This window comes from Microcoleus harperi Pol14_C6 (assembly GCF_036701295.1).
GTDB lineage: Bacteria > Cyanobacteriota > Cyanobacteriia > Cyanobacteriales > Microcoleaceae > Microcoleus.
Window position 1 is genome coordinate 1 of record NZ_JAUBQN010000020.1, and the last position, 25121, is coordinate 25121.

A 25121-nucleotide genomic window follows, 5' to 3' on the forward strand; every position below is an offset into this window, starting at 1 on the left:
GGGATTTTAAAATCCCAAAAGCCTTTCGACCCCAATTATTTGACTGCTACCCCTTGACAGGTCAAGACAGTATCTACAAGTCATGGAAATTTATCCAGATTTCTGGGAGATTGCCGATTTATGACAAGGCAAAATCATCACCATCTCCCCAAATCTCAGCCAACTTCTCCAACAAATCTTCAGCAATCAGATTCAGTTCCGCTTTCACATCCTCCTCAATATCTGAAGGTTTCTCAACAGGTGAAGATTTATCACCAGAGAAAGATATATCTCTCTTTCCCAAACCTCGACTACTATAACCACTTCCCGCTAAAGCCTTCCCCCCTTCATATCCCCAGTCAGATTTCTCACTACTGTGCAAAACTTTATTCAAAATTGCCACTATTTCAGAAATAGATTTATTTTGCAATTTTTCCCGAACTTGTGCTTGTACAGGGTCATCTTCTTCCAAATCAGATAGCAACTCTTCAATTTCATTTTGCACTAGCGGAATTGCCAACTCAATCCGATCCAAATACTCCCACAACTCCTCAACTGGTTTGAGATTAGTTAGAGAAAACTCTTCAGTTTCATCCAGAATTTCCACAGCCGGAATAAAGCCCAAAAGTTTCACCTTATCGAAAGGTTCGGCAAACTGAACGACGATATATGCAATGCGATTTTCCCGCACTTCCGGCAGAGAAATAGCCCATTCTCCGATCTGAACCGGACAGCATTCTATCTTGCCAATTCCCGGCAAAACCAAATCGCCCACATCCACAACCGCCCGCATTACTGGATTCCAACTATCACCGCCATCAATATCGGTTTCCATTTCCATCCATTCCAAGAAATAGTTAACCGCCCAAACCGCCAGGGTATTGAAATAAACCCGCTTGCCTTTTTGCGGATTAGCTTGCTCTGAAGCAAATTGCAGAGCCAAATTGCGGGCAGTTTGCTCCAGAGGAATTTCTAACAAATAAGTATCTATGCTATTCACCATTATTCCTCGGGTTGATATCCAAACTTAAGTGCAATCTCTTTGACGAGAGCCAAACCTGTTCTTTTCCAGTGAGAGTTGAGAGTTTGATAGTCAATGTTTAACTCTGTGGCAATTTTAGACAATTTATCTGGAGGGTCTTGCAACAGCAATCGCAGTGCGAGTACGTGAGAATTGGCATCCGGCCGAGGGCGGCGATTTTCGGGATGATTTGGCTTCTTCTTATCTATTTTTTCATTGGGATAACTGTTTCGCAGTTCTCCCGTCGGATCGTCTTCAATACACTGCCATAGTTTGCGACCGATGCGCTGCTTGTTTTGAGCTTGTTCTCTCTCGATGAGTTGCTCAATCCCATTTTTCGTAGTATCGTCTATCGGTTCTTGAGCCTCAAATTTTTCACCTCGGTTGCTCGTAATCGGAGCATCAAAACTAAGAGTGAAAATCTGTTGCTGCCTCCGGCGATATTGGTCATAGACTTTGTTCTTAAGAGTTTTATTGAACCGCTGAACCACTCGGGTTCGCAACACATCAGCAGCGAGATTGTCGAGGTCAATTCCCCTCAAAAATGCCGAAAGCGTTTTGAGAAAACCGCAATAAGCTTCCTGCATCATTTCCTCTAAATCAATATTAGGATAAGGATGCTTGCGAATTCCGGGCAAATGGGGAATGAGTTGGCACAATTGATTTTTGAGTCTTTCTTGTTCCTTACTACTCTCTTGCGAGTCTTTCAAGAGTTGGAGAAGTTGGCGTAACTGTTCGTCGGTGTTCACAGGCACGTTCGGATGACATCGAGATAATTCGATTATCCCAGGGAAAATAGCGCTGTAACGTGCCAGCAATAACAAAGTCAACGAAATCGGTTTTAGTTCCCAACCCCTAGGTGGAAGCAACAAGTTGAAACTTGCCGCTACAGGAACTAAACCTGCTAAGGCTTCGACGGGGGTATAATGTCTCGTCATAGTCCAGTTTTTGCGTGTAGATACTCTGATATCGCAGGTTTTGGCGGCTTTATGCAGAATAGAGCAAAAATTTTTCGTAAAGGCAATGCGATAAGGACTTCAGTCCTTACTACGAAATTAATCCGGTGTAAAATTAACAATTATAGGGACTTCTCCATTGCGCTTTTGAAGAGATATCGCAGGAGTCACTCAGTTTATGCACATTCCAAAAATAAATCATATCAAACCCTATTGATAGCAAAGGATTTGATATGAAGCGAATTCTATTAGCCCGGATTTGGTATAACGCAGTTTCTACAATTTGTCGATCGACCTTTTGGCTTTATCTGCCAGATTTCTCACCGCATTTTTAGCATCTTCTGCTGCGTGGCGGGCGGCGGCTTCCGCTTGTTTGGCTTTGCCTTCAACCTGGTCTTTTCTGTTGCCAGTAATATTACCGAAAATTTCCTGAGCTTTGCCTTCTAAATTTTTGCCGATCGCCTTCGCTCTGTCTTCTGTAGTCATGATAAGCTCCGTTTGGCAAGTTGCTTTAGTAACATTGTAAAATTAACTCGCCTGCAATTGCCTTTAACTTCATATTAATTTATATTCTGCTTGACCTCGGTCTTCTTCTAAGGACTTACTTCGTGCAAATTCCTCACTCAAGAAGTAAACACTTCCTTTTTTTGACAACTGTATACGTCGGCAAAATTCGTCCTAAAAAACTATTTCAAACTCGCCGCCGCAACTTTAATCGGTTCGAGCAATTCTAACGGCAAATGCAGCATATTCAATTGGGTGCTATCTCCTGCTTTCCTTTCAGGATCGGGGCCGTGATAATCGCTGCCACCAGTTGCCAGCAAACCGTAATGAAGGCACAAATCTTTCAACTTTTGGATTTGGCTAGAACTGTGGCTGGGATGGTATACTTCAACTCCCATTAAACCAGCATCTACTAATTCTTGTAAGACTTCCTCAACAGCGCCGCCGCGAAATAAATAAGGGTGAGCCCACACTGGTACGGCGCCGCAACTCTTCAGTAAATCAATGCCTTCGACGATCGAGAATTTCTCGTAATGAACATAAGCCGGGCCGTCATCTCCCAGCCAGCGATCGAATGCTTCTCGCGATGATTTCGCGTGACCGGCTTTTACAAGTGCAGAGGCAATATGAGGTCTTCCCGGTGCCATTCCTGGGGATGTTTTTGGCAGTTCGATCGCGTATCCCATTGCTGCTAATTTTTCGACCATTTCCTGCGATCGGCGAAACCTTCCTTGCAGGCGATCGTTCAAAGGAACTCGCAACTTATTTGCATCGGGATAAAAACCTAAAATGTGCAGCGAACGGCCGTTGTGAACGGTGCTGAGTTCGAGTCCGGGGACTATTTCGATACCGTGCAAAGCAGCAGCGGCGAAGGCTTCATCCCAACCCGACATCGTATCGTGATCGGTGATTGCCAAGGCGCGAACCCCCGAAGATGTGGCGGCGGCTACGAGTTCGGCAGGGGTGAGAGTGCCGTCGGAATAAGTAGTGTGACAGTGGAGCTCTAGCATTTTTTTTTGTAAGTTAAAGTCTGTAAAACCTGCAATTATTCCCCTCACTCATGTGAGATATATCCTCATACTATTTTATATTTTAGATTTTAAATTGGTAATGAGTGATACTATAAGGGCTTCGCTCTTGTCTAAAGTTGCATTTTTTTTGGAACAGGTTTCACGGTCAGCAACCTTTTTTTCTCGTTATTTGTAATAACTTGTTGCGCTTTTAATTGGTACATTTATGTTTATTCAAACTCTGCATGACCTGGTGGATATTCCGCCCGCCTTTTCAGTTGAATTTAGATGCAGAACACCTTAGCTATTTCTTGATTTCTCGCATTGGGGAAATGACACCCTCTGGCAATTTGGGAGGAACTGGCGATATTTCAATACTTTGTATGTTGTGAACTGGGATAACTACCAGTTTATCTGCCAATTCGAGAATTATCGGGTCTGCCGTCAACATTTTGTGCAGGCGAGTGCCTAAAGTTGCTTGCTCTCCTACTGTTCCCTCTGGTGCACTGAACTGGAAGTGTTGCTGTTTGCCGTTGGTATAGTGGATTGTCAGATCGATAATTCTTTCTTGGTTGGTTGCTTGCATAATTTTTTTCCCTAACAGTCGATGGGGACTTGGCAAAATTAACAATAAATCAAAACTGGCGATCGCACCACGATTGGAAAGCTCGTTGCAAAGCTTTTGACCAAACCAGGCTGTCGGTACGAAAGCCCGCTTACTGCTAATTTTATCACAAAAACTGTACTGAAAGTTGCCAACTTACCCAGTATAGAATTGCCAGTTGCACTGTCTTCGCTCCCCAATGCGGGAGATCCTTCGCCAGCAATATTTGGTCGATCGGGCTTTCTTGTATGCCACTTGGCAAAGTGGTTCAATTTAGCCTGTCTAGCGACTTGAGTCAAAGCGGTCTCAAGCCATACAGCAGAGGCATTTGAGCGCTTTGGGTGTCAAGGTTTTTCGAGGTGCGAACTGTGGAGGTTAGGATAGTGGCATTCTGCGGTCACTGACCTAGAGGATTTTTTTATAAATTAATAACATAACATTCAGGTACAGCTTATGAAATCCACACTTTGTTTTCCCGAAACTTCTCTTTACTCTAACGCAGTCACTGTTAATAATAATGCTATTGACTCTTGTATCCTTACAGCTTGGATTGACTTAGTAGGAGGAGATTTTGAGAGCTTGGGAGGAGATGATTGGCTTCCCTTGTGCGGCGACATTGATGACGGCGAAATTTACCGGGAATGGTTTTTGTGGCAAGACAGCGAAGTAACTCAAGAGTGGGAGGCTTACGATCCCATTACTAATTATCGAGTTGTGGCACCTAGCCGAGAAATGATGATTGCTAAAATCGACCAAATAGAAGCTTCCAGAACAATTTAGTTGAACAGGAGAAGGTTAAATCTTGAGTTTCAACTTTAATAAAAATTTTGTAAACCAACCCGGTTTCTCCCAACCACACTCAAGAAACCGGGTTTTTCCGACCACAAATCTAAGGTTTGGTTGAGTTCCACTGGCCCAACATAATAATTTAGGTCGCTACTGCTTTTTGTTTTTCTCGTTCTAATTTGCGCTGCTTCAATACTGCCAGATTTTGTTTAATCGTGTCGAGCGCAAATCCAGCCCCCTGCTGTTGGTATAATTCGCTGGCACGGATAAAATCTGCAACGGCCTCCTCGTCCGATCGCAAATTCGCACAAGCCAAGCCGCGATTGTGGTAAGCTTCTGCCAAAGTTGAAACTTGTTCTAAAGCGCTGGTAAATTTATCTTTTGCTTTGCGGTACTTTCCTGACTGATAAGCCTCAATTCCTTGTTGAAAATAAACGGAAGCTTTGCTGCCGCTGTCGGTATCGGGAAATTCTGGGTAAGTTAAAATTGGTTCTTTAAAGAGTACAGAAATGCTGCCCTTGCCGAAGTAAGCCCAAGTCATTGTTCCCAACCCAATCCCCAGCACGAGGGCAATAATGACAGACAGAGCAATAAAATTGGTGAGTTCCATAGAGCAATATTTGTTGTATTATAATATGATAAGTTAATTCCTAACTTCTGCACCAATGGCTGCGCGGATTGACCTCAACTGGAAATGGTTTTTCGGATCGCTAGCTTTAGTATTGTTGATCGGCTTAATTACTGTAACTCCAAGTTCTGACGCAGCAACCAACCCGCAAACTCAAGCAGGGTGGCAATTGTTGCAGCGGGGGGAGACGGGGTTGGTGGTAGCAATGCGACACGCGATCGCCCCTGGTACGGGAGATCCTGCTAACTTTAAGTTAGGCGACTGTTCCACCCAGCGCAATTTATCAGCACAGGGAAGAAGCCAAGCCAAGCAAATTGGAGCCGAATTTCGCAACCGCAACATCAAAGTGGCCAGAGTTTTATCGAGTCAGTGGTGTCGGTGTTTGGAAACAGCAAAACTGATAAATTTAGGCAAAGTCGAACCGTTCCCAGCGCTGAACTCGTTCTTTAGCGATAGCACTAAAGAAGCCAGACAAACAGCGACTATTCGCAAATTAGTTGTTGATAATCGCAACACAACAGGCGCGATTATTATGGTAACTCATCAAGTAAATATTACCGCTATCACTGATATTGTACCGCAAAGCGGCGAAGCTGTCATTCTCAAAAGCGATCGACAAGGTAAAATCCAAATAGTCGGACGAATTGGAGGATTTTAAATAGAGAGAAAGTTATAATATTATCAATCTCCCATTACCAATTCCCCATTACTAATTTATATGAGTTTCCTATACAGCGCCGCCCTAGTGACTTTAGCAGACCTTGATAAGGAAGTTCTCGTTAAATTTTACAAAAATTTTCTAGACATAGAACCAAACCCTTATATTCCCAATACTTATGCTGAATTTCAACTCCCAGGTTTAAGGCTTGGCATATTCAAACCCAAAGATTCCCACAAATCGGAATTTGCAAATCGATCAAAAACAGGCATGAGTCTGTGTTTGGAAGTCAGCGATATCGAAACTGCGATCGCCAGAATTTGGGCTTTAGGTTATCCGCCCAACGGAGAAATTATTAAAGCTTCTCACGGTCTAGAAATTTATGCCTTCGATCCTGCAGGTAACCGCATAATTTTACATCAATCCAATCAGCCGTAGAGACTGTAGAGAAGACTGGGCGATTTCAATCGCTACTACACTTGCTTCTCGTCCGAACTCAGAGTGGCTAAGAAATCAAGGGGATATTTAAGGCGGACTGGCTATCAAACCAGCACTTACCATTCAAAACTCAAAACTCAAAACTGCCTTAACTATCTAATCAGTTCAGCAAAACTATAAAAACTGATAATTAATAACAACAATGCTGTCAGATGAGTTAGTTGAAATTGAGGCCGTGGGCCGATAGATTCCCGCACCAAAATTGAAAAAGACGAACCAATTATATAACTCAGAGACAGCGTTAAATACTGCCACTGCAATGTTACACTCCACAGCCCGAGCAAAATCATCGCCAAAGTTAACATTACCAGCTCAACAAAGCGAGGCGGATTGTGCTGAGTAGACAGAATCAAAGTGTCCAACCAATATTGCCAAGGTCTCATGTTTTAGCGATCGAGCTTTTAGATTTAGCCTTCTAGCTTAACCTACGATCGCCATTCAGTTTGTTGCTGCAAACACCTTAAAGCCTCCGCCGTCTCAACCTGCGGAAATTGCCCGTAAAAGCGACTGACACTGTAAAAAGGGTGAGGAGTCTCCAGAACAATCAACTTATCGCCCATCTGGGCCAAAAATCCTATCAAATCTGCCGGGGCGACAGGCGCGCAAATCCACAAAGCCGCCGGTTGCTGCGACTCCACAGCCTTAGCCGCCACAGCCATCGTCATCCCCGTAGCAATGCCGTCATCTACCAAAATTGCCAAAGCCCCAGCCACGCTGATATTTGGGCGTCCAGGAGACAAATCTGCCAGCAGAGATTGAGCATTATTTTGAGCCCGGGGCAGGGCTGATTTTTGCAAGCGTAAATTGTGCTGCTTTTGCTTTTCCCAGAGTACGTGACCGTCAGCCGTTGCAGCCCCGATCGCCAATTCTAAATTATCTGGGCGAGTAATTTTCTTGGCGACAACCACATCCAAAGGACAGCCCAAGCGGCGCGCAATCGGCACCGCAACGGGCAAACCCCCGCGCGGCAAGGCGTAAACAACCGGTTTCACCGTCTTCTGTGCCATTAAACTCAACTTGCCGAACTCGTCCACAACTGCCTCGGCCAGTTTTTCGCCTGCATCGGCGCGATCGTCAAAAAACGGGTTAGAGAACATATTTTTGCCTGTACGAGCTCAACCAAACAATTGGAGATTGTGCCAGTGTTAATTGGATATTGTGCGCTCGACAGCATCGCACACAAGCTTCTAGCCAATCTCAAATCACCAAACCCGATCTAAACTATAAACTCTAGACTCCAAAATCTCTCCCTAATTGTAAAATTTATGTCCAGCGACTTGCAACTCAGCCTTTTTGACAACAATCAAAGTGCCACTTTCCAAACAGACTCAATACCAGCAAATGCCAAAATTCCCATTCCTCCCGGCACTTATCAAAATATGGAACAAATTGGCGAGCACTGCAACCGCTGCTACCGCTGCGAATTGGGCAACAGCCGCACTCACGCCGTCATCGGGCGCGGCAATCCTCAAGCCTCAATTTTGATTGTGGGAGAAGCGCCCGGACAAAACGAAGACGAAACCGGATTGCCCTTCGTCGGGCGATCGGGCAAACTGTTAGATAAGATTTTAGAATCCGTGGGATTGAGTGCAGAAACCGACGTATTCATTGCCAACGTCATCAAATGTCGCCCTCCCAACAACCGCCCTCCGACAGCAAAAGAAATCGAAGCTTGCAAACCATACTTGCTCGAACAAATTCGCATTTTAGATCCCAAAATTATTTTATTAACCGGTGCAACAGCCCTCAAAGGTTTGCTAAGCGACAAGCGGCCAATTAGTAAAATCCGAGGTCAATGGATTGAATGGGAAAATCGTTTGTGTATGCCGATTTTTCACCCATCGTACTTGTTGCGAAATCCCTCCCGCGAACCGGAGACTCCGAAATGGTTTATGTGGCAAGATATGCAAGCTATCAAGGCGAAATTGGATGAATATAAATAGCAATTATAATAACTTTTTGTTTTTGCGTTGTATGGGCGGGTTTCACAAACAATAATTTCCTAAAACAGATAATCTCGTAAACCCGCCCCCCACGGTAAATCGCTCAACCAAAAATTCGTGGATTTTCTGATACCTCTGTCAGGAACAGGCATCTTGCCTGTTCCACAATAAAATTATTTTCTGTCAGGAACAGGCAAGATGCCTGTTCCACAATAAACAATATTTCATGTGGGGTGGGCGTCTCGCCCGCCCCAAAATACAATTTAGTTGCGGGACAACTTATTTTTTGCATTACAATCGCGCAACCACAAACGAATCGCCTCAGCAATTTCGCTTTCACTATCTTGGCCTAATAAAGGACGAATATCCGCTGCAGTACCAAACCGAGAAAAGATTTTTGCCAACTCCCAGCCGTTCTCCGTTTGAGTTAAAAACAGCCAATGATATTGCTGAATTTCAACTCGTTGTCCCCTGCGATACTGCCGTTCTAAAGTAGTAATGAAAACTTGACTGGCATTTTCAGGAAGCGCATCTTTAAAATTTAAAGGTAACGGTTCAAACTCCGGGCGGCCGGCTAAAATTATTTGAGGCAGCGCGTAACCGGATGGTGTGTTTTTGTTAGAAGAAAAGTGCGATCGCACAATTACGCGATTAGCATAACTCGGCAAATCTTGCAACAGGCGCTCGACCAAAGTTTCTAAATCTGCCGGACAGGGCGATCGCACTAACAAACCATACCGACTTGCATTCATACTATTAGTATGATTTGTCACAAAATTAACTGCAAAAGTCGGAGTTGCAACCGCAGATATCAGCAGATAAACACAGATAAACGCAGATAAAATTTTATTGGCGTTCATCGGCTTTTATCGGCGGTAAAAAACAACATTTCTATTGTTACTCCAACTCTTCACAAATACGGGTAAAAGCCGCCACTGGATCGGGCGCAGCAGTAATTGGCCGCCCAATCACCAGATAATCCGCACCAGCTTTCAAAGCAGCCTTTGGAGTCATCGATCGCCTTTGATCGCCCCCATCAGCCCATTTCGGACGCACACCGGGACAAACTAACAGAAAATCATCCCCGCAACTCATTCTTAACTGTTCTACTTCTTGCGGAGAACAAACAGCCCCAGCTAAACCCGTTTCCTTAGCCAACAATGCCATGTGCAAAGCAAATTCCGGCAACTCCAAAGGTATTTTCAACTCAAAAGCCAACTGTCGCGAATTCAAACTCGTCAACAGAGTAATTGCAATCAACTTAGGACTCGGTTTATCCACAGCCGCCGCCCCTTCAGTCAAAGCCAACTGTGCCGCTTTCAAAGCATCTTTACCGCAAGTAGAATGGATAGTCAATAAATCCACATTGTACTTAGCAGCAGCCCGACAAGCACCAGCCACAGTATTCGGGATATCGTGAAACTTCAAATCGAGAAAAATCCGCTTTTCCCGCTGTTTTAAAATTTCCAAAATCCCCGGCCCGGAGCTCACAAACAGTTCCAAACCCACTTTCCAGAAAGATACTTGCGGCAGTTTGTCCAGAAGTGCGATCGCATCTTCCTGACTCGAAACATCCAAAGCAACAATAATTCGATTATCAGCGTTCATCAGCATTCATCAGCCTTCATCTGCGGTAAAAAAAGAGATTCAAGACACCAATCGCACAAACTTATTCTTCCCAACCTGCAAAACCTTACCGCATAAATCAGTCGGTGATTCAAAAGTAAGATTAACATCAGAAACCCGATCGCCCTCCAACTTCACCCCGCCGCCCTGCATCAGCTTCCGCGCATCACCGCTGCTTTTACAAAGCCCGCTAGCACTGAGAATATAAAACAACTTAGCCGGAAACTGCACACTTGCCAAAGAAAACTCCGCCACAGCATCAGCTTGTCCAGCAGCACCTTTGACCAGCGCCATTGCATCTTGTTGTGCGCGTTCGGCCGCTTCCTTCCCCCGATACTGGCGCACCACATCCACAGCCAAAAGTTTCTGTTTTTCTCGCGGATTTTCTGGCAATTCATCAAGCGGCCAATCTGTCAATAGTTCAAAATACTGGGCGATCGAATTATCAGCAATTTTCTCCAATTTAGAATACATAGTCAGCGGGTCTTCCGACAAACCTACATAATTTCCCAAAGACTTCGACATCTTTTGTACGCCGTCAGTGCCGATCAGAATTGGCATTAGCAAACCAAACTGCGGTTTCATCCCAAAATGCCGCTGCAAATCTCTCCCCACCGCAATATTAAACTTTTGGTCGGTTCCCCCCAACTCAACATCAGCTTCCAAAGCCACCGAGTCGTAACCCTGCATTAGTGGATACAGAAACTCATGCAGATAAATCGCATTTTCCTGCTGCATCCTGTTATCAAATCCCTCTTTAGCAAGCATCTGCTGGACCGTCATCGTCCTCAGCAGTTCCAAAATCTTCGCCAAGTCCAATTTCGACAACCACTCGGAGTTGTAGCGAATTTCCAAACGTCCGGGTGTGTCAAAATCTAGAATCGGACGCACTTGGTCTAAATAAGTCTTGGCATTTTCCGCCACTTGTTCGGCTGTCAACTGGCTGCGTGTCTCCGATTTCCCTGTCGGATCGCCAATTCTTGCGGTAAAATCTCCGATGACCAGTACCGCTGTGTGACCGGCATCTTGAAAAGCCCGCAGCTTGCGGACGCAAATGCTGTGCCCCAAGTGAATGTCACTCCCAGTGGGGTCAATTCCCAGTTTGACGCGCAACGGTCGATCGACTTTTGCCAGCAGTTGGGCTAAATTTTCGTCAGGGTTGCTAGAATCAGGTCGATCTGGAAAAATCTCGCTGACGCCGCGGTAAAGCGCTGAAAGGTTAGGAGTTATCATCGGGAAGCGATCGTTCATCATAGTTTTGCCAAAGTGCAGCAGAATTAGTTACACTCACTGGTTGACGCATAAAAACATAACTATCAAGCTACTATAATCCCAAAGCTGACCGGCTTTCATTAGCTGACCCCGCCCAAAAACGGATACTAGCCCCCGACAACAGTCGTGGAGATCCCCAAATTTTAGACTCTTGTTCAAACCCCCAGATTCATCTGTGGAATAAATCTAAAATCTAAAATCTAAAATCTAAAATCGACTGACAGTCTTTAGGGTTCGCATCTAAAATTAAAAGTCTTAAACCCCAAATCGAGTGAGGAAGTGAAATCCACGTGTCAACCAACGCCGTCCGCAATAACACGGAAAACTCAGCCCCCGTATTCGAGTTTGTTCAGTCAGTCAGTAAAGTGACCGCCGGAACCATACTCAGCATGACAATGCTTGCCAGTTCCGTAGTCGCTGGCGGACTGGTTGGCTTAGCGATCAGCTTCCGCAATTTGCCAGATGTTCGGATCTTGCAAACCTACTCTCCTACAGAAACTACCCACATTTACGACATCAACGGCAAGCCCCTAGCCAGCATCCACGACGAAGCCAACCGGGATGTCGTACCCCTTGACCAAATCTCCCCGAACCTAAAACGAGCTGTTCTGGCGATCGAAGATAGCAACTTTTTCACCCACAAAGGCATCAACCCTGGCGGGATAGCCCGAGCTCTTCTAGTCAACCTAGAGAAAGGTAGAACCGTGGAAGGGGGCTCGACTATGACTATGCAGCTAGTCAAGAACCTGTTTCTTTCTCCCCAGTCAAAATTTAGTCGCAAGGTAGCTGAAGCGGTAATGTCTATCCGCTTGGAGCAAATTCTCAACAAAGACCAAATTCTGCAACTATACCTGAATCAAATCTACTTAGGTCACAACTTGTATGGCGTAGAGACAGCCTCTCGAAGCTATTTCAACAAGTCAGCAAGTAATTTGACTCTTTCAGAAGCAGCGATGCTGGCCGGCTTAATTTCTGCCCCCGAAGAATACAGTCCTTTCGTCAATTACAAGTTGGCAAAAGAGCGGCAAACAATCGTTTTAGGCCGCATGAAGGATCTTAAATGGATTACGCCCGCCCAAGAGACTGCTGCCCGCCAGGAAAAAATTAAGCTAGGCAAAATTACCTCTTTTGGCGGCTCTCAAGTTCCTTACGTAACACAAGCCGTAGTCCAAGAACTGACAAGGCGTTTCGGGCGGGATGCCGTGGTTAAGGGAGGAATGCGCGTTCAAACCACGATCGACCTCAGAATGCAGCGCATAGCCGAAGAAACCGTCAAAGCGTGGCACAATCGGCTTTACTACCAAGGGCTGTTTTACGATCGCGAGGAAGGTCAAATTGCCCTAGCCGCCGTCGATCCCCGCACCCACTTCGTCAAAGCAATGGTGGGCGGCGTCGATTACGAAAAGAGTCAGTTCAACCGCGCCATCCAAGCACGCCGCCAGCCCGGATCTTCTTTTAAGCCTTTTGTCTACTACGCTGCCTTTGCTAGCGGCAAATACACCCCGGATTCAGTTGTCTACGACTCCCCTGTCGGCTACCGCGACGGCGACGGCTACTACTATCCTCAAAACTACGGCGGCGGCTTCTCCGGTGCCGTCACCATCCGCAGAGCTTTGGAATCATCTCTGAACATTCCCGCCATCAAGCTTGGACAAGAAGTCGGATTGAATAAAGTGATTGAGATTTGTCGCGTGCTCGGCATCAGAAGTCCCATGGAACCGGTGATTTCTTTGCCCTTGGGTGCCGTTGACCTCACTCCTTTAGAAATGGCCGGAGCTTTTGCTACCTTTGCCAACAACGGCTGGCATTCTGACACCACGTTTATAGTGCAAGTAACTGACAGCAGCGGCAACGTCTTGCTCGACAACACCCCCAAACCCAAATTAGTTCTCAATTCCTGGGCGGCGGCATCTGTCAACAGCGCCCTGCAAGGGGTAATTAACAACGGAACGGCAAGGGCTGCTCAACTTGGGCGACCGGCTGCTGGGAAAACTGGTACAACTTCCTCAGAACGAGATATCTGGTTTGTAGGTTACGTGCCGCAGTTGTCGGTGGCTGTTTGGATGGGCAACGACAATTACAGACCGATGAGCTACGGTGCTACTGGCGGTACTATTGTCGCCCCTGTTTGGCGTGATTTTATGAGCCAAGCTTTGGAAGGCGTTCCCGCAGAAAGTTTCAAACCTGCTTCATCTTTTGAGCGACCTTAATTATCAGTCATTAGTCATTGGGCATTGGGCATTGGGAATACTTTCTTTTTCTTCCTTCTTCCTTCTTCCTTCTTCCTTCTTCCCTCTGACACTAAGACTGTTTTTCCAGCTCAGATTTCATCCGCTCCAGCGTTGAGTTCATTTGCTCAAACATCTGCTGGGGCGTGATACCAAATTGATTGAGCTGTGTTTTTAACTGCTCTACAGTCATCTGAGCCATGAAGTCCTCCGACAGCTCGAAGCGCTTCATAAAAATACGGTAGCGCTCCATCATTGATTCCATCTGAGCGATGAACATTTTCTTGCCTTCGCGATCGAATTTGCCGTAACTGCCACCTAGTTTGATGAGAGATTGATAGTCTTCAAACAATAGCTTGGCTTCTTGCTGAACAATTTCTGAATCAAAAAATCCCATAGCTTTCCTAAATTTTTAATATTCAACTAATTTTGATCGAGGCGAGAAATCTCTCTGCTTTTTCTACCATTTTATCAGTTGCCGGAGGAAGTCCCTACCCCTTAAGGCACAAGAATAAGTAGAAATTTCCGTACAGCATAAGGGATGGGCATTGGACATTGGGCATTGGGCTGGCGATAACAACAGTCAACTGTCAACTGACTTCAAACTTGACCGATGCGTTCTAGAGGCCAAAATCGCACGACAGCGCGGCCGATGATGTTCTGCTTAGGTAAAAATCCCCACCTGCTGGAGTCGTTGCTGTTGTTGCGGTTGTCTCCCATCACAAAGTATTCATTTTCTGGGACGCGATAAGGCCCCCACTGGTATTTAGGAGGTTCGGCAATATATTTTTCGACGAGGGGTTGGTCGTTAAGATAAACTAAACCTTTTTTAACGGCGACGGTTTGACCCGGTAAGCCAATTACCCGCTTGATGAATGCTTGGTCTTGGGTAAAGCCTTGTTCTTGCAACTTTTCGGGGGGAGTAAATACTACGATGTCGCCAGTTTTTGGAGGTTCGAGGTAGTAGGAGATTTTTTCGACGACGACCCGATCGCCCACGTGCAAAGTGGGTACCATAGAATCTGAGGGTATATAGCGCGGTTCGGCGACCAAGGCTCGAATCACTATTGCTAAACTCAAAGCAATAATCACTATCTGAAGATTTTCTCGCTGCGACTTCCACGCTTTCTGCCACCAGCTTTCAGGCGGATTTTCTGCTACTTGTGTACCCAACTTATTTTTTTCAGATGTCATGAAAGTCCTCGCTAAATAGTTGCCATTAATTATCTGATTAAGCTCGCTCAGCATTTAAATTGCATCTCAAGAAATAATCCAACCATGAGCGAGCTGGACACGCGAACCCGCCCAAAATATACAATTTAAATGCAGTACAGCTTACCATTGAAGTATGTCGCTGTTAATTACTAGACGTGAAATGCAGGCATTCGCAAACAATCTTGAAAAGCATCTGCGTTGCATCTGCGTTGCATCTGTGGTTTCCCTATCAATCAAAGATTTATGCAATAAGTCTCCTCTTGATATTAACTCATAAAAAAGGCAGAGAATTTAAATTCTCTACCTTTTTTATTTGAGGATTTTGAGTTGTTTGCGACTGCGAGATTGGTTATTTCCAAACTTAACTCGCGATCGCAAACAACTCAATCTTACTCAGCGCCTTGGGGCAGCAATTCCCGCTTTTGACCTTGCAGCACCTTAACAATTCCGTCCTCGCCCACATCCACAACAGCGGTGTCGCCGTCTTTGATGCGGCCAGAAAGGATTTCCTCAGCCAAACTGTCTTCCAGCAAGCGCATGATGGCGCGGCGCAGGGGTCTGGCTCCGTAGCTGGGGTTGTAGCCTTCTTCTACCAGCCGTTCTTTGAATTTTTCGGTCACTTCCAGGGTGATTCCCTGTTCTGTCAAACGACTGAATACTTCTTTGAGCATGATGACCGCGATTTCCTTGACTTCTTCCTTGTTCAACTGGCGGAAGACGATAATTTCGTCGAGTCGGTTGAGGAATTCAGGGCGGAAGTAGTTTTTGAGTTCTTCATTAACCAAGGAACGAATGCGGTTGTAATTAGCATCGGCTTGGTTGTCGCTGAACTCGAAGCCGAGGCCGCCGCCGCCTTTTTCAATCACCTTAGAACCGATGTTTGAGGTCATGATCAGCAGCGTGTTTTTGAAGTCCACGGTGCGACCTTTGGCATCTGTTAAGCGGCCGTCTTCCAATATTTGCAAAAGCATATTGAAGACATCGGGGTGGGCTTTTTCGATTTCGTCGAACAGCACGACGGTATAAGGACGGCGGCGGACTGCTTCTGTGAGTTGGCCGCCTTCGTTGTAGCCGACGTAGCCTGGAGGAGAACCGATGAGTTTGGAGACGGTGTGCCGTTCCATGTACTCCGACATATCCAACCGAATCATGGCGTCTTCGGAACCGAAGAAGTAGCCGGCTAGGGCTTTGGTGAGTTCGGTTTTGCCGACGCCGGTGGGCCCGGAGAAGATGAAACTGGCGATCGGGCGATTGGGATTTTTCAAGCCAACGCGAGCGCGACGGATGGCGCGGGAAACAGCTTTCACTGCTTCTTCCTGCCCGATCAAGCGCTGGTGCAAGGTATCTTCCATGTGCAGCAGCTTTTCGGATTCGGATTCGGTCAGTTTATTTACCGGGACGCCCGTCCAGCTTGCCACGATTTGAGCGATATCTTCTTCGCTGACTACTGGCGAGGGGTCTGTTTCGCCGGTGCGGGCCGAGTCGGTTTTTTTGGCTTGGGAAATAGCGCGAATTTCGGCTTTGATCGTCATTTCTCGATCGCGCAATTCGCCGGCTTTGTCAAAGTCTTGAGAACGCACCGCTTCGTCTTTATCTTTGAGGACTTGGCGCAGTTCTTTGTCAAGTTCTTTGGCTGCGGGGGGCAGTTGGGAGTTGATCAGGCGGACTCTCGAACCTGCTTCGTCTACCAAGTCAATTGCTTTGTCTGGAAGGAAGCGATCGGAGATGTACCGGTGAGAGAGTTTGGCTGCGGCTTCCAGCGCCGTGTCCAAGATTTTCAGCTTGTGGTGCTGTTCGTAGCGTTCCCGCAGACCGAAGAGAATCTCGATCGTCTCGTCAACGGTGGGTTCGCCGACCATGACGGGCTGGAAGCGCCGTTCTAGGGCTGCGTCGCGCTCGATGTGCTTCCGGTACTCGTCTAGGGTGGTAGCACCGATACATTGGAGCTCGCCTCTTGCCAGAGCCGGCTTGAGAATGTTCGCTGCGTCGATCGCCCCTTCAGCCGCACCTGCACCGATCAAAGTGTGTACTTCGTCAATCACCAAAATCACGTTACCCGCTGTGCGGATTTCGTCCATGATTTTTTTGAGGCGTTCTTCAAATTCGCCCCGGTATTTAGTACCGGCAACCAGCAAGCCGATGTCGAGGGTGACGACGCGCTTTTCTTCAAGGATGTCTGGGATATCGTTGTTAGCGATGCGTTGGGCCAGGCCTTCGGCGATCGCGGTTTTGCCAACTCCGGGTTCCCCAATGAGCACCGGGTTATTTTTGGTGCGGCGACCGAGGATTTGAATTACCCGTTCGATTTCTTTTTGGCGTCCGACTACTGGGTCTAGTTTCCCATCGACCGCCATTTGAGTGAGGTTGGCTCCAAATTCGTCGAGGGTTGGGGTTTTGGTGCGGGCACCTCCGCCAGTGGCTGCGACTTCTGCGGTTTCTCCCAGCATCCGAATCACTTGGGTGCGGACTTTCGACAAGTCTACTCCCAGGTTTTCTAATACTCTGGCCGCTACTCCCTCACCTTCGCGGATCAGGCCCAGCAGCAGGTGTTCGGTACCGATGTAGTTGTGTCCGAGTTGACGAGCTTCTTCTAGGGATAGTTCTAGAACCCGCTTGGCGCGGGGGGTGAACGGAATTTCTACTGCTACGAAGCCGGAACCGCGCCCGATGATTTTTTCCACTTCAATGCGCGCGTCTTTCAGGTTTACGCCCATTGATTTGAGGACTTTCGCTGCAACCCCGGTTCCTTCTCCGATCAGACCCAGGAGGATCTGTTCTGTCCCTACGAAGTTGTGACCCAGGCGGCGAGCTTCTTCCTGGGCCAACATGATTACTTTTATTGCTTTTTCTGTGAAGCGTTCAAACATGATTTATTCCCATCACCTGCTGCTATGTGCCCGTTTCGAGGTCACGCTCGCACAACGAGCGTTTGTGTTCGAGTGTTAACTCGTACTGCTTATTCTAGCGCGACACTCCCAACCTATCTGCCGCACTCGGCTGCGGTTGCAGATTCCAGGCTCATGTTGCAGGGTGGCTTTCAACTGGGAAGACCCAAATGGTGGCTGACCTACAACCTCCCCTAGACTGCAAGAAGATTGCTCTTCTCGGCCCGTGCCCAACCTACGACTGCGTATTGATGGATTCTAGCATAATCTTTTTGGCTGTCATGCAGGCGCAAAATGGATATTTCTCGAAGTGTAGGACAGTTTTTTTACAAAAGTTCTTGGTTAGATGGGCGATCGATCCCTAAACTCACCCTTAAGCTGTTGTCAATCTCAAGAATCTGTTGGTTTGGGAGGGCGAGAGCGAGCTGGGCTTTCTTCATCTAAAATTTTGCCCCCGATTCGTTGAAAATTTGGGTATTGTTCCTGTTGTCAGTTGTGCGATCGATCCTGCATCAATTAGTGAGGTAATGACTATCTTGCGCGGTGAGTTTTTTGGTGAGAGGGCACTGTTTAGTGGAGAACCAAGTCCGGTATCAATCGCTGCCGTTGACGATTTGCAAGTTCTTGTCATCGACTCAGATGCTGTAAATACGATGATTGAACGTCAACCCAGCTTGGGGCGCGATATCAGTCAAATTATCGAAGCGCGAAGCAAAGCGGTAAGGATGGCCCGGCAGGCAGATGTTTCTTCCCATGCTGAGGTTGATTCCCTATGAGGATTTTGAACTAAATTGATATCGAGTAACCAATTATTTGTCAATGCCAGTTAAAGAGGCAACAAATTACACTCAAAAATCAAAATTTATCGATCGCCAAATGCCAGTTTTTCTGACGCAGCCGAGCGCAAATTTGCACTTTTTTAACCGCCAAATATTGCTGAAATTCTGGTTTCTCTATGCCGCTGCGCCACATTACCAGAGCATCTTCTCCGGTGTCTTCGTAGTACCGTTTCCGCCGTCCTGCCTCTTTAAACCCAAATTTTTGGTAAAGAGAAACTGCGGCTAAATTAGATTCCCGTACTTCTAACGTTGCCCGTTCTAATTGTCTATAGTGAGCCTTTTTTAGTAAATCCCAAAGCAGAGCTTGTCCTAAACCCTGACCTTGAAAGCGAGGATGAATTGCCAAAATTGTAATATGAGCTTCTTCTAAAATTGCCCACAGGCAGCCCAAGCCGATCAGGGTTGGGGTAAGTTTTGAGTTCGGAGTTGCTGGCGAGGAACTCTCAACACTCAGCGGTTTTGAGTTGAGAATGCTGTTCGGCTCGATCGACTCAAGTTCGCTGTCGAATCTTTCTGATTTGCCGACCTCGGTTTCCGATGCCCACAAACCCAGTAAATCGCTGTTAGGACTGCCTAACTCGCGCCCATAGCCTTCGATAGTCCACAGTCCGCCAAAACATAGGCGATCGAGTTCGACTGCACTGTTGAGGTCTTCGGTGGCGAGATGTTTAATTTGTAGAAAACGCACGGCTTTGACACTCCTAGGCCTAAAGGCGAGAGGATTCTTTGTTCATAGACCCAACTTGCCCAGACAGGATTTCTCCAGCCAAAGTAGAGGTCGAATCTCCCAAAGCGTTCGGATCTAAAATCCAAGTTCCGGTATGCCCTACCGTACTCAATGCCCTTTTCAGGATATTAATCGCAGCGTTCCAATCCCTATCCATAACGAACCCACATTCACAAACATGGGTTCTTACGGATAGGGATTTTTTTACGATTGCGCCGCAGTTAGAACATTTTTGTGATGTGTAGGCAGGGTTGACGGCAACCGTTACCCTGTCAAACTTCACTCCCAAATACTCTAACCACTTCCTGAACTGATACCAACCAGCATCATTAATCGACTTCGCAAGACAGTGATTTTTAACTAAGTTTTTAATCCTCAAATCTTCGTAGGCTACCAAATCGTTAGATTGGATTACGCAACGCGCCAGTCTCTTAGCGTGTTCTTCGCGTTGCCTACTTATTTTGAGGTGTACTCTTCCTAGTCGATTAATGGCTTTCTTGCGGTTAGCCGAGCCTTTCTTTTTACGAGAAACGATCCGATGCCTAAACTTCAGCCGTTTTTCACTCTCTCGATAAAACTTGGGGTTAGGTTCGCTGTGACCGTTAGAGTCAGTATAAAACTCTTTAAGTCCAACATCTAAGCCAAGCGTTTTGCCTGTCGGAGCTGCGTCTACTTTGTTCTCAGCACCGATTAAGAACTGAACGTAGTAGCCGTCAGCACGGCGAATTAAACGCACCCGTTTTATCTGGTCGAGTTGGTAGAAGTTTAAATCCCACGTTCCTTTGAGCTTAAGCTTGCCAATTCCTTTCTTGTCAGTGAAAGTGATTTGCTTCCGCGTTTCTGAAAGTTTCCAGCCGCTAACTTTATATTCGACTGAGCGACAGTTTTTTTTGAATTGCGGATACCCCTTCTTTCCGGAGATAGCTTTTTTGCAATTATCGTAGAACCGAGCAATTGCAGAATAAGCTCTTTCGACTGAAGCTTGGCAAGCGCTAGAATTCAAGGATTTGACAAAGGAAAACTCTTCTCTCAGTACGGTGCTGTGACGGTACAGTTCTTTTTGCCCTACGCCTCGGTTATCCATCCAGAAACGGATGCACTTGTTCCGAACGAACTGAGCAGTCCTGATTGCCTCGTCTATTGCTGCGTACTGATTTGGCTTTCCTTTAGCCTTGAATTCTAAAGCAAACATTTTACGTGTAAAGTCGCTACGTTAAAATACTAGCACAAAGCCGTCCTAAAAGGACGGGGCTTTAAACCCAATTTTCTGGTAAATTGTACACTGGAAAACACAGTAGCGATTAGCTGTTTGTTGCTAGTTTTGAGTCATGACTCACAAGTCTCCAGACATTAGTCTACTGCCAACGACCAATGACTGCTGATTAATGACTGCCGACTGCTGACTGCTGATTAATGACTGCTGACTAATAACCTAGGATAGTTATTGCGCGATGGTATCAACTCAATCTTTCGGGGTCGAATCGGGACTTAAGTATCTGTCTGAGTCGAAGCCGGCCCTGCAAAATCGATCGCCAAATCAAGAACTGTTACCGCTGACAGCCAGTGTTAACAGCAGCGATCGGTTGGAAATCGGAGGCTGCGAGGTGACAGCTTTGGTGGAGCAATTTGGCTCGCCGTTGTATATTTTAGACGAAGAAACGCTGCGGGCGGCTTGCACCCAGTACCGGGATGCTTTCGAGCGTTACTATCCGGGCGAATCCCAAGTGCTTTATGCTTCTAAAGCTTGGAGTTGTTTGGCAATTTGCGCGATCGCAGCTTCCGAAGGCTTAGGCATCGATGTCGTATCCGCCGGAGAAATCCACACTGCACTGCAAGCCGGCGTGGGTCCCGACAAAATCTACTTCCACGGTAACAACAAGTCTCGCGAGGAACTACAGCTAGCTGTCGAAAACGGCTGCATTACCGTAGCCGACAATTGGCGGGATTTAGAGACTTTAGCAGAGTTGGGAGAATTGGGTGTCAGCAGCCTCACAGGTGGGCCGACACGAGTTATGGTGCGGTTTACTCCTGGAATTGAGTGTCACACCCACGAGTACATTCAGACGGGTCAAATCGACAGTAAATTTGGCTTCGATCCCAACTCGCTCGATCGAGTATTTACTTTTATCAGCCAACAGCCGTCGTTATTTTGCGTGGGAGTGCACGCTCACATCGGCTCTCAGATTTTTGAACTGCAACCCCATGACGATTTAGCCGAAGTCATAGTTCAGGCATTGACAAAAGCACAGAGTTATGGTTTGCCAGCAACAGAAATTAATATTGGCGGTGGGTTGGGCATTCGCTATACTGAAGCGGACGATCCTCCTAGCATTGAAGATTGGGCTCGTACGATTTGCAAGGCAGTGGTAGCAGCTTGCGAGCGGCAGCAATTGCCCTTGCCTAAATTGCTTTGCGAACCTGGTCGATCGCTCGTGGGTACAGCTTGCGTTACAGCTTACACCGTTGGCTCTAAAAAAGTCATTCCGGAAATGCGGACGTATATAGCTGTCGATGGCGGGATGTCGGACAATCCGCGTCCTATTACCTATCAATCAGTTTATCGAATCCTCGCAGCCGGCAAAATGTCTGCTCCCTTAACGGAAACAGTGACAATTGCTGGAAAACACTGCGAGTCAGGCGATGTTCTGATTAAAGATGCCAAATTGCCAGAGTGTCATGCCGGAGATGTCCTCGCGGTTACGGCCACAGGGGCATACAATTACAGTATGGCTTCTAACTACAACCGAGTACCCCGACCGGCCGCGGTTTTAGTGAGAAATGGGGAAGTTAACACGATTATACAGCGGGAAACTTACCAGGATTTGCTGAGGCTTGACCGCCTTCCTGAACGACTCGGAACTCAAAAGTAAAAACTTAGAAGTTAAAAGTTAAAAGAAAGACAATCCATGTTTACTTAGTGAGGATTGCCTTTTCACTTTTAACTTTTGCCTTGTTCAGTCACGCGATTGGATTGACACTTCCCGGTCTAAAAATACGGGGATTTTCAGCATATTCCTTATAACAACTGTTCATGGTTCATGGGTTCGAGTGCATCACGGTTCGCGGTTCACAGGCGGTAGCGTTCGATGAACCATGAACAATCAACAATCTGGCTTTGACTTGGCCCTGGTTCAGTCCTTATTGATTCAAGGGATAGATATTGGACTGGTTTTTGCCCTTGCGTATTTGGTACTCGTCATTGTTGGCGAGCGCAGAACGCTGTGGATGGTACGGGGATTTATTATTTTGATGCTGGCGGCGGCGGTGAGCAACTGGGCTGGATTGAGGCTATTGCACGTTGCCCTCAACAGCTTGGTGACTGGTTCGGCTGTGGCAATGGCGGTAATATTGCAGTCGGAGTTTCGCCGATTTCTGGAACAATTGGGTCGGGGGGAATTTCGGCAATTGTTTGGACGCGATCGCCGACCAAATCCCGAACCGGACAGCGTAATAGATGAAATTGTGGACGCAGTAAAAGAACTTTCGCAAAACCGCACGGGCGCTTTACTAATTATAGAAACAGATTCCCCGATCGACGATCGAGATTTTTCGGTGCCGGGACTAAAGCTAAATGCTGAAGTTTCTAAAGAATTGTTGCAGACAATCTTTCAGCCGCAAACTTTGCTGCATGACGGAGCTGTTTTGATTCGAGGTTCGCGGATCGCGTCGGCGGGGGTAATTTTGCCTTTGTCCGATCGCAGCGCGTCGCGCCAGTTGGGAACCCGCCACCGGGCTGCGATGGGGATTACGGAACGGGTGCAAGCTTGCGTGTGCGTGGTGGTGTCCGAGGAAACGGGTTCTATTTCTTTAGCCCAGATGGGACTTTTAAATCGACCTTTGACTAGCAGCAAACTTAAGGAATTGCTGGAAGCAAAGCTGTTTCCGTCCGAGGGAGAAAGAGTTGTGGCTCCAATTCCGATCGGCAATCTCGGACGCCAGATAGGATTGAAGGGAGTGACGCTATTAAAACGGATACTGCGCCGTTAGTCGGGTAATCGGGAGAAACCATGAGTCAAGGAATTTGCTTGGAAAAGTTGCCGGAGGATCTGCAACAAGAACTACTGCCTAAGCACATAGCAGTGATTATGGACGGGAACGGGCGCTGGGCTAAGAATAAGGGGTTGCCGCGGATTGCGGGGCACCGCCGAGGAGCTAGCACTCTGAAGGAACTGCTGCGCTGCTGCAAAGATTGGGGGATTCCAGCTTTAACGGCCTATGCTTTTTCGACGGAGAATTGGGGGCGGCCGGCCGGAGAGGTCGATTTTTTAATGAGTTTGTTTGAGGGAAAGCTGCGGCAAGAATTGCGGGAGATGGTGGACGAGGACGTGCAAATTCAATTTATGGGGAATTTGCAGGCTTTGCCGAAGTCTTTGCAAGCCGAAATCGAGCGCTCTGTGACGGCCACTCAGCACAATCAGGGGATTTTGTTTACGGTGGCGACGAATTACGGGGGGCGTCAGGAGATTGTACAAGCTTGTCGGGCGATCGCCACTCAGGTGAAAGAGGGCAAGTTGCAGCCGGAGGAGATTGATGAGGTTTTATTTAAACGCTATTTGTATACTGCTGATGTTTGTGACCCGGATTTGCTGATCCGGACGAGTGGGGAAATGCGGTTGAGCAATTTTCTATTATGGCAAATGGCTTATTCGGAAATTTACATTACTGAGACGCTGTGGCCGGATTTTGATCGATCGGAGTTTCACCGCGCTTTGTCTACTTATCAGCAACGCAACCGCCGATTTGGCAAAGTCTAACTATTTTGGATTTTAGATTTTGGATTTTAGATTAATTTTTCACTTTCCAATTAGGTAGATTCTGAAATGTATTTCTCAATCTAAAATCTAAAATCGCCCATCTAAAATCAAATTAGGGGCCGGAGAAAACGGCCGCTTCAATGTCCTGACGTGAGAGGGAGTATTTGAATGCTCGCTGAATGTCTTGGCCGTCGGCTCCAGCATCGATGTAGCGGACGGTAAGTTGGTCAATATCGAGGGAGAGTTCTGCTTTCCATGTAAGTTGCTCGATCTGCCAGCAGTGGAGTTCTCGCCGATCTTGCTGGCAGCCGCGGCTTTTTAGCCACTGCTCGATTTCAGGGAGTGGGTGGTTGTACAAAGGAGTGTCAGCGGAAGGAAGAGTCATGGGATTTTAGATTTTAGATTTTAGATTTTAGATTGGGGATTTCCGATTGAGGATTGGAGATTGGGGATTGGAGGCTTTAATTGCCGCGAATTAAGCCGATCGCGATCGCCAGTACCAAACATCCGATTAAGCTAGCTCCCATGATAAACAGAGCGAACATTTCTCCAGGAGAAAGAGGTCGATCGGTGGGATCTAGGTAAGCGGAGTTGTAAGTTTTTTTGCCGGAGCCCGAAACCGGAGCATCGAAGCCTGGGGGTGGCCCAATCACGTTCAGGCGAGAATAGCCTATTTTGAGGTCGTAGGCGAGCCGACGTTCTGGGTTGCTGAGGGTGGCGTAGGCGTTGTTGAGCTGCTGAAATTTGGCGGTGGCGACTGCGGGTGGCAGCTCGGTGGTATCGGGATGGTAGAGTTTGCTCAGTTCCCGGTACGATCGCCGAATTTCAATTACTGAGGCTGAAGGATGCAGCCCTAACAAGCTGTAATGAGTGGAACCCAAGGGGGTTTTTCCGGGTATTTTTTGACTTTTGTTTTTTGCAGTTGCCTCGTTTCCTGCCACCGAAGCCCCTCTCTGCCTATTGTTAATAATATTTGGTTATTTTAGCG

General features: G+C 46.9%; 28 protein-coding genes. 9 read left to right on the forward strand and 19 right to left on the reverse strand.

The features are described from left to right. Nucleotides 1-118: 118 nt before the first annotated feature. From QUA27_RS15060 to QUA27_RS15085, 6 genes are all read right to left on the reverse strand, one after another. On the reverse strand, nucleotides 119-982 hold the full coding sequence (locus QUA27_RS15060; protein WP_333068833.1) for a DUF1822 family protein: 864 nt from the start codon (nucleotides 980-982) through the stop codon (nucleotides 119-121). Next, on the reverse strand, nucleotides 982-1938 hold the full coding sequence (locus tag QUA27_RS15065; RefSeq protein ID WP_333068834.1) for a hypothetical protein: 957 nt from the start codon (nucleotides 1936-1938) through the stop codon (nucleotides 982-984). Before QUA27_RS15065 ends, QUA27_RS15060 begins: the two co-directional genes overlap by 1 nt. Before the next feature lie 294 nt (nucleotides 1939-2232). Continuing rightward, on the reverse strand, nucleotides 2233-2442 hold the full coding sequence (locus QUA27_RS15070; protein ID WP_333068835.1) for a CsbD family protein: 210 nt from the start codon (nucleotides 2440-2442) through the stop codon (nucleotides 2233-2235). 200 nt (nucleotides 2443-2642) lie between these two features. Next, a complete protein-coding gene (locus tag QUA27_RS15075; protein ID WP_333068836.1) occupies nucleotides 2643-3470 on the reverse strand; it encodes a PHP domain-containing protein in 828 nt (275 codons plus the stop codon). Between the two features lie 304 nt (nucleotides 3471-3774). Continuing rightward, complete coding sequence (locus QUA27_RS15080; RefSeq protein WP_172186971.1) at nucleotides 3775-4056, reverse strand: hypothetical protein; 282 nt, start codon at nucleotides 4054-4056, stop codon at nucleotides 3775-3777. 38 nt (nucleotides 4057-4094) lie between these two features. Then, nucleotides 4095-4373 carry a hypothetical protein gene (locus QUA27_RS15085; protein WP_333068837.1) on the reverse strand — a complete coding sequence of 93 codons (279 nt, stop codon included), beginning with the start codon at nucleotides 4371-4373 and terminating at the stop codon, nucleotides 4095-4097. A 154-nt stretch (nucleotides 4374-4527) separates the two neighbouring features. Between QUA27_RS15085 and QUA27_RS15090 the strand changes: the two genes are divergently transcribed. Then, on the forward strand, nucleotides 4528-4854 hold the full coding sequence (locus QUA27_RS15090; protein ID WP_333068838.1) for a hypothetical protein: 327 nt from the start codon (nucleotides 4528-4530) through the stop codon (nucleotides 4852-4854). 148 nt (nucleotides 4855-5002) lie between these two features. Here QUA27_RS15090 and QUA27_RS15095 read toward each other — a convergent pair whose 3' ends face one another. Next, nucleotides 5003-5470 (reverse strand): tetratricopeptide repeat protein, encoded by a 468-nt coding sequence (locus QUA27_RS15095; RefSeq protein ID WP_333068839.1) that lies wholly within the window; start codon nucleotides 5468-5470, stop codon nucleotides 5003-5005. A 55-nt stretch (nucleotides 5471-5525) separates the two neighbouring features. Here QUA27_RS15095 and QUA27_RS15100 point away from each other — a divergent pair, with 55 nt between their 5' ends. After that, nucleotides 5526-6146 (forward strand): histidine phosphatase family protein, encoded by a 621-nt coding sequence (locus tag QUA27_RS15100; protein ID WP_333068840.1) that lies wholly within the window; start codon nucleotides 5526-5528, stop codon nucleotides 6144-6146. Between the two features lie 60 nt (nucleotides 6147-6206). Continuing rightward, nucleotides 6207-6584, forward strand: a complete 378-nt coding sequence (locus tag QUA27_RS15105) for a VOC family protein (RefSeq protein WP_333068842.1) — start codon at nucleotides 6207-6209, stop codon at nucleotides 6582-6584. Nucleotides 6585-6736: 152 nt separating this feature from the next. On the opposite strand, the gene QUA27_RS15110 is transcribed toward QUA27_RS15105, so the two are convergent. Together QUA27_RS15110 and QUA27_RS15115 are read right to left on the reverse strand one after the other, a co-directional pair. Next, entirely contained in the window at nucleotides 6737-7027 is a 291-nt protein-coding gene (locus QUA27_RS15110) for a hypothetical protein (protein WP_190661269.1), read from the reverse strand. Between the two features lie 42 nt (nucleotides 7028-7069). Continuing rightward, the gene (locus QUA27_RS15115; protein ID WP_333068843.1) at nucleotides 7070-7741 is read right to left on the reverse strand and encodes a phosphoribosyltransferase; all 672 of its coding nucleotides are present in this window, start codon (nucleotides 7739-7741) and stop codon (nucleotides 7070-7072) included. A gap of 168 nt (nucleotides 7742-7909) precedes the next feature. Between QUA27_RS15115 and QUA27_RS15120 the strand changes: the two genes are divergently transcribed. Next, complete coding sequence (locus QUA27_RS15120) at nucleotides 7910-8587, forward strand: uracil-DNA glycosylase (protein ID WP_333068845.1); 678 nt, start codon at nucleotides 7910-7912, stop codon at nucleotides 8585-8587. 263 nt (nucleotides 8588-8850) lie between these two features. Here QUA27_RS15120 and QUA27_RS15125 read toward each other — a convergent pair whose 3' ends face one another. Genes QUA27_RS15125 through tyrS form a run of 3 tightly spaced genes read right to left on the reverse strand, consistent with a single transcriptional unit; the run spans nucleotide 8851 to nucleotide 11467 of the window. Beyond that, on the reverse strand, nucleotides 8851-9447 hold the full coding sequence (locus tag QUA27_RS15125) for a hypothetical protein (protein WP_333068848.1): 597 nt from the start codon (nucleotides 9445-9447) through the stop codon (nucleotides 8851-8853). Between the two features lie 37 nt (nucleotides 9448-9484). Beyond that, the gene (gene pyrF, locus QUA27_RS15130; RefSeq protein ID WP_333068849.1) at nucleotides 9485-10195 is read right to left on the reverse strand and encodes an orotidine-5'-phosphate decarboxylase; all 711 of its coding nucleotides are present in this window, start codon (nucleotides 10193-10195) and stop codon (nucleotides 9485-9487) included. Between the two features lie 39 nt (nucleotides 10196-10234). Further along, on the reverse strand, nucleotides 10235-11467 hold the full coding sequence (tyrS, locus tag QUA27_RS15135) for a tyrosine--tRNA ligase (protein WP_333068850.1): 1233 nt from the start codon (nucleotides 11465-11467) through the stop codon (nucleotides 10235-10237). Nucleotides 11468-11775: 308 nt separating this feature from the next. Between tyrS and QUA27_RS15140 the strand changes: the two genes are divergently transcribed. Further along, the gene (locus tag QUA27_RS15140) at nucleotides 11776-13695 is read left to right on the forward strand and encodes a transglycosylase domain-containing protein (RefSeq protein ID WP_333068851.1); all 1920 of its coding nucleotides are present in this window, start codon (nucleotides 11776-11778) and stop codon (nucleotides 13693-13695) included. A gap of 91 nt (nucleotides 13696-13786) precedes the next feature. Here QUA27_RS15140 and QUA27_RS15145 read toward each other — a convergent pair whose 3' ends face one another. From QUA27_RS15145 to QUA27_RS15155, 3 genes are all read right to left on the reverse strand, one after another. Next, nucleotides 13787-14110 carry a DUF1825 family protein gene (locus QUA27_RS15145; RefSeq protein ID WP_015176373.1) on the reverse strand — a complete coding sequence of 108 codons (324 nt, stop codon included), beginning with the start codon at nucleotides 14108-14110 and terminating at the stop codon, nucleotides 13787-13789. 203 nt (nucleotides 14111-14313) lie between these two features. After that, a complete protein-coding gene (gene lepB, locus QUA27_RS15150) occupies nucleotides 14314-14907 on the reverse strand; it encodes a signal peptidase I (protein WP_333068852.1) in 594 nt (197 codons plus the stop codon). Nucleotides 14908-15317: 410 nt separating this feature from the next. Beyond that, on the reverse strand, nucleotides 15318-17795 hold the full coding sequence (locus QUA27_RS15155; RefSeq protein ID WP_333068854.1) for an ATP-dependent Clp protease ATP-binding subunit: 2478 nt from the start codon (nucleotides 17793-17795) through the stop codon (nucleotides 15318-15320). A 488-nt stretch (nucleotides 17796-18283) separates the two neighbouring features. Between QUA27_RS15155 and QUA27_RS15160 the strand changes: the two genes are divergently transcribed. Next, nucleotides 18284-18589, forward strand: a complete 306-nt coding sequence (locus tag QUA27_RS15160; RefSeq protein ID WP_333068855.1) for a cyclic nucleotide-binding domain-containing protein — start codon at nucleotides 18284-18286, stop codon at nucleotides 18587-18589. A gap of 79 nt (nucleotides 18590-18668) precedes the next feature. On the opposite strand, the gene rimI is transcribed toward QUA27_RS15160, so the two are convergent. After that, nucleotides 18669-19340, reverse strand: a complete 672-nt coding sequence (gene rimI, locus QUA27_RS15165; protein WP_333068856.1) for a ribosomal protein S18-alanine N-acetyltransferase — start codon at nucleotides 19338-19340, stop codon at nucleotides 18669-18671. Nucleotides 19341-19359: 19 nt separating this feature from the next. Beyond that, nucleotides 19360-20571, reverse strand: a complete 1212-nt coding sequence (locus QUA27_RS15170; RefSeq protein WP_333068857.1) for an RNA-guided endonuclease InsQ/TnpB family protein — start codon at nucleotides 20569-20571, stop codon at nucleotides 19360-19362. A 259-nt stretch (nucleotides 20572-20830) separates the two neighbouring features. Between QUA27_RS15170 and lysA the strand changes: the two genes are divergently transcribed. The 3 genes from lysA to uppS all read left to right on the forward strand — a co-directional run bounded on the left by lysA (nucleotide 20831) and on the right by uppS (nucleotide 24133). After that, nucleotides 20831-22249 carry a diaminopimelate decarboxylase gene (gene lysA, locus QUA27_RS15175; RefSeq protein ID WP_333068858.1) on the forward strand — a complete coding sequence of 473 codons (1419 nt, stop codon included), beginning with the start codon at nucleotides 20831-20833 and terminating at the stop codon, nucleotides 22247-22249. 223 nt (nucleotides 22250-22472) lie between these two features. Further along, the gene (cdaA, locus tag QUA27_RS15180; protein ID WP_333068859.1) at nucleotides 22473-23366 is read left to right on the forward strand and encodes a diadenylate cyclase CdaA; all 894 of its coding nucleotides are present in this window, start codon (nucleotides 22473-22475) and stop codon (nucleotides 23364-23366) included. A 20-nt stretch (nucleotides 23367-23386) separates the two neighbouring features. After that, on the forward strand, nucleotides 23387-24133 hold the full coding sequence (gene uppS / locus QUA27_RS15185) for an undecaprenyl pyrophosphate synthase (protein WP_172185480.1): 747 nt from the start codon (nucleotides 23387-23389) through the stop codon (nucleotides 24131-24133). 112 nt (nucleotides 24134-24245) lie between these two features. On the opposite strand, the gene QUA27_RS15190 is transcribed toward uppS, so the two are convergent. Both QUA27_RS15190 and QUA27_RS15195 read right to left on the reverse strand, forming a co-directional pair. After that, complete coding sequence (locus tag QUA27_RS15190; RefSeq protein ID WP_333039717.1) at nucleotides 24246-24518, reverse strand: DUF3143 domain-containing protein; 273 nt, start codon at nucleotides 24516-24518, stop codon at nucleotides 24246-24248. Between the two features lie 76 nt (nucleotides 24519-24594). Beyond that, nucleotides 24595-25074, reverse strand: coding sequence for a J domain-containing protein (locus tag QUA27_RS15195; protein ID WP_333068860.1), 480 nt, complete (start codon nucleotides 25072-25074; stop codon nucleotides 24595-24597). Nucleotides 25075-25121 lie beyond the last annotated feature (47 nt).